This window comes from Mesorhizobium sp. M7A.F.Ca.US.006.04.2.1 (assembly GCF_004022915.1).
GTDB lineage: Bacteria > Pseudomonadota > Alphaproteobacteria > Rhizobiales > Rhizobiaceae > Mesorhizobium > Mesorhizobium ciceri.
Genome location: NZ_RZQA01000720.1, coordinates 1 through 3,391, shown reverse-complemented (window position 1 = coordinate 3,391; position 3,391 = coordinate 1). Strand labels below are relative to the sequence as shown.

At 61.3% G+C, this 3,391-nt stretch carries 4 protein-coding genes; 2 read left to right on the top strand and 2 right to left on the bottom strand.

The window, feature by feature from the left end:
- Positions 1-191 precede the first annotated feature (191 nt).
- Positions 192-536: a preprotein translocase subunit YajC gene (gene yajC / locus EN925_RS28755; RefSeq protein ID WP_127368526.1), complete on the bottom strand. Its 345-nt coding sequence runs from the start codon at positions 534-536 to the stop codon at positions 192-194.
- 277 nt (positions 537-813) lie between these two features.
- Here yajC and EN925_RS28750 point away from each other — a divergent pair, with 277 nt between their 5' ends.
- On the top strand, positions 814-1,689 hold the full coding sequence (locus EN925_RS28750; RefSeq protein ID WP_128337101.1) for an ATP-binding protein: 876 nt from the start codon (positions 814-816) through the stop codon (positions 1,687-1,689).
- A gap of 39 nt (positions 1,690-1,728) precedes the next feature.
- Here the strand turns inward: EN925_RS28750 and EN925_RS28745 are convergent, their stop codons facing one another.
- Complete coding sequence (locus EN925_RS28745; protein ID WP_127368525.1) at positions 1,729-2,550, bottom strand: AraC family transcriptional regulator; 822 nt, start codon at positions 2,548-2,550, stop codon at positions 1,729-1,731.
- A 113-nt stretch (positions 2,551-2,663) separates the two neighbouring features.
- Between EN925_RS28745 and EN925_RS28740 the strand changes: the two genes are divergently transcribed.
- Positions 2,664-3,391 (top strand): NAD-dependent epimerase/dehydratase family protein (locus tag EN925_RS28740; protein WP_128337100.1); only part of this gene is annotated, 728 nt, incomplete at its 3' end.

Here is a 3,391-nt window from a genome sequence, read left to right as displayed (position 1 = left end):
AGCGTCATCTGCCGCTTCGGCACCCAGTTGGGCAGCTGCGCCAGCGTGCTGGCGGAGAACAGGTTGGGCGCGGCGAGGATCACCGTGATGGCCACGGCCACCCAGATCAGGATCATCTTGAAGCGCGAGAAATACAACATATGGCGTCGTCCGTCAGAGCGTGTCCGCGGATCGCTCCGCCTAAAATTGGATTATTTCTTGGCGTTCTGGTTGGCCACCGGCTCGCCCTTGACGCGCACATCGGCGATCGTCGAGCGCAGCGCCGTCACCTTCAAGCCATTGCCGAGGTCGACCTCGAGCTCGTTGTCGTCGATCACCTTGGTCACCTTGCCGACGAAGCCGCCGCCGGTGACGACCGTGTCGCCGCGACGGACCGCGGCCAGCATCTCGCCGCGCTTCTTCAGCTGCGTGCGCTGCGGCCGGATGATCAGAAAATACATGATCACGAAAATCAGGACAAACGGCAAAATATTGATGAACTGGAACATATCGGGAGAAGCGCCGACGCCTTGGGCGTATGCCGGTGTCACGAACATCGAGGTACTCCTGAATTTTGAAAACAGCCGCCAATTTGGCGGCCCCTTGAAATTTGGCCGGAATATAGTCGGTAAAGTTGTCAATGCAACTGCGCGGCCGGCCAAATCGGCTGCTTTTCCGGCCTGTTGAGCCGTGTTAGAGCAGGATCGCAAAAAGCGCGAGCCGGTTTCCGCAAAAAATTATGCTCGAACAAAAGGTTGCAACCGGTTTTGTATCAGGCGAAATCGGGCAGCTTCACGCCCCAAGACATCAAAAACGCGAAAACAAAAGACAGACATGACCGACAGCAGCATTGAGGCCCTGAACCAGAAACTCGACCGGCTGATCGAAGCGGTGAGCCGCCTTGCCCCGCCGCCGGTGCCCCAAACCGACCTCCGCGAGGCCGATTGCTTCGTTTGGCAGGCCGATCCGGGCTATCTGGAACCGGTGCACAGGGTTAACCGCGTCGACATCGGACTGATCCGTGGCGTCGACCGCGTCCGCGACATCCTTGTCGACAACACCGAACGCTTCGCTGCCGGCTACCCGGCCAACAATGTGTTGTTGTGGGGCGCGCGCGGCATGGGCAAATCGTCGCTGGTCAAGGCCGTGCATGCGGAAATCAACGCCAAGGCCAGGTCCGACCTGCCGTTGAAGCTGATCGAGATCCACCGCGAGGACATCAACACGCTGCCGAAGCTGATGGGTCTGCTGAAGGCGGCGCCCTTCCGCTTCATCCTGTTTTGCGACGACCTCTCCTTCGACCATGACGACACCTCCTACAAATCGCTCAAGGCAGCGCTCGAAGGCGGCGTCGAGGGCCGTCCAGCCAATGTCATCTTCTACGCCACCTCGAACCGCCGCCATCTGTTGCCCCGCGACATGATCGACAATGAACGCTCGACCGCGATCAACCCGTCCGAAGCGGTCGAGGAAAAGGTGTCGCTGTCCGACCGCTTCGGGCTGTGGCTCGGTTTCCACAAATGTTCGCAGGACGAGTATCTCGACATGATCGACGGCTATGTCCGCCATCACGGGCTGACAATCGATCCCGACACGCTGCGCGCCGAAGCATTGGAATGGGCGACGACGCGCGGCAGCCGCTCGGGCCGCGTCGCCTGGCAGTTCACCCAGGATTTGGCTGGCCGGCTCGGCAAACCGCTGAAGGACTGATGCGTTGGATAGCGTCGCCAACGCCATCCGATGACAAGATCATTTGGGCGGCTGCGACCGCCGCAAATCACGCGGCGTTTGGCCGATCTCACGCCGCATCCAATGCGCCAGATGTGACTGGTGCGCGAAGCCCGTCAATTCCGCCACCTCGCTTGTGCTGAGATCGCCTTGCTGCAGCAGGACGCGTGCGCGTTCGACGCGACGCCGTAGCACGTAGCGGTGCAGGGTGAAGCCCGTCGCCGCCTTGAACCATGTCCGCAAGTGCGAACTGCTGGCGCCGGCAACCCGGCTCAGTCGATGGATCGACAGGGGTTCGTGCAGCGCAACCTCGATATGCTCCAGCACGCGCTTGAGCTGAGTATCCGACAGCCGGCTCGCGCGATCGATATCAGGTTCACCGAGGCCAAGCAGCCTCACAGCGAGCGCGGCGCCGATGCTGTCGGCAAACAACGACCCGCTCGGCGACTTCGCATTGAGATCGCTCTCCAGTGCTCGCGCGAGGTGTTCGATGCGCTGGTCACGAAGCAGGTGACGTGTGCCGAGCGGCAATGCGCGCGCCTTGCCGCCAAGTTCGGCTGCCACCCTTTCCATCAAGGCCGGTTGTAACGCGATCTCGATCGTGTCGAACGGGGTCTCAGCCTCGAACCCACCCTCCTGACCGGCGGGCACCAGGTCGATATCGCCGGCGCGCCTGACGAAATATCGTCGAACCTCATGGCAGTAGGAGCGCGTCGCGGCACTTGCATGCACCATGATGCGATGGTGTGGCGCCCGGAGCAGACGATGGACCCCGGCTTCGACATGCCGGGAGGCCAATGTTACGTCGGACGGGGATCGGGCCGGGGCGACTTGCGAGAGCATGCTTTCTCGATTCATGGCAAAACCTGTTCAAGACTTGGCAATTCCCGCGCGATTTTCAATGCCGTGGCTATGTACCTACGCCTCTCCATAAAACTTGGATGAGAGGTTATGCCATGAGTTTCTATGTTGTTGTGGGAGCAGGCCCGGTTGGTCGCGAGACCGCGCGGCTTCTGGGCGAAGAAGGCCATGATGTTGTCTTGACGAGCCGGAGTGTCGGTTCGAACGCGCTGCAAAACGTCCGGACCGTGCACTCCGACGCCACCAATGCCGCGGAACTGGCGCGTATCAGCCGAAACGCCGACGCGATCTTCATGTGCGCCATGGCCGCCTATCACCGCTGGCCGACCGACTTCTTCCCAATCATCGACGGCACCGTGCGGGCTGCCGAAGCGGTCGGCGCGAAGCTTGTGGTGCTCGGAAATCTCTATGGCTATGGCAAAGATGCCGAAAGCCCGCTTCACTCCGACCTGTCTCTGGATCCGACTTCGAAGAAAGGAACCGCCCGGACGATCATGTGGCAGCGGGCGGTCCGTGCGGACGTGCCGGCCGTCGAAGTGCGGTCCAGCGATTATCTTGGACATGGCGCGATCAGCTCTTTCTCACTGGTCGCGCTGCCCTCCATACTCGAGGGGAAACCGACGGCTTTCATTGGCGACCTCGACGCAACTCACGCCTGGTCCTTCACGAAGGACGTGGCCAGGACACTGGTCGCTGCCTCGCGCTACACGGGCGAATGGGGACGGGCGTTCCATGTTCCATCGCAACACGCCCCATCCCGGGAACTCATCCGGGCGACCGCGGCAATGCTTCACCGTGAAATTCCAGAAACACGCTCCTATTC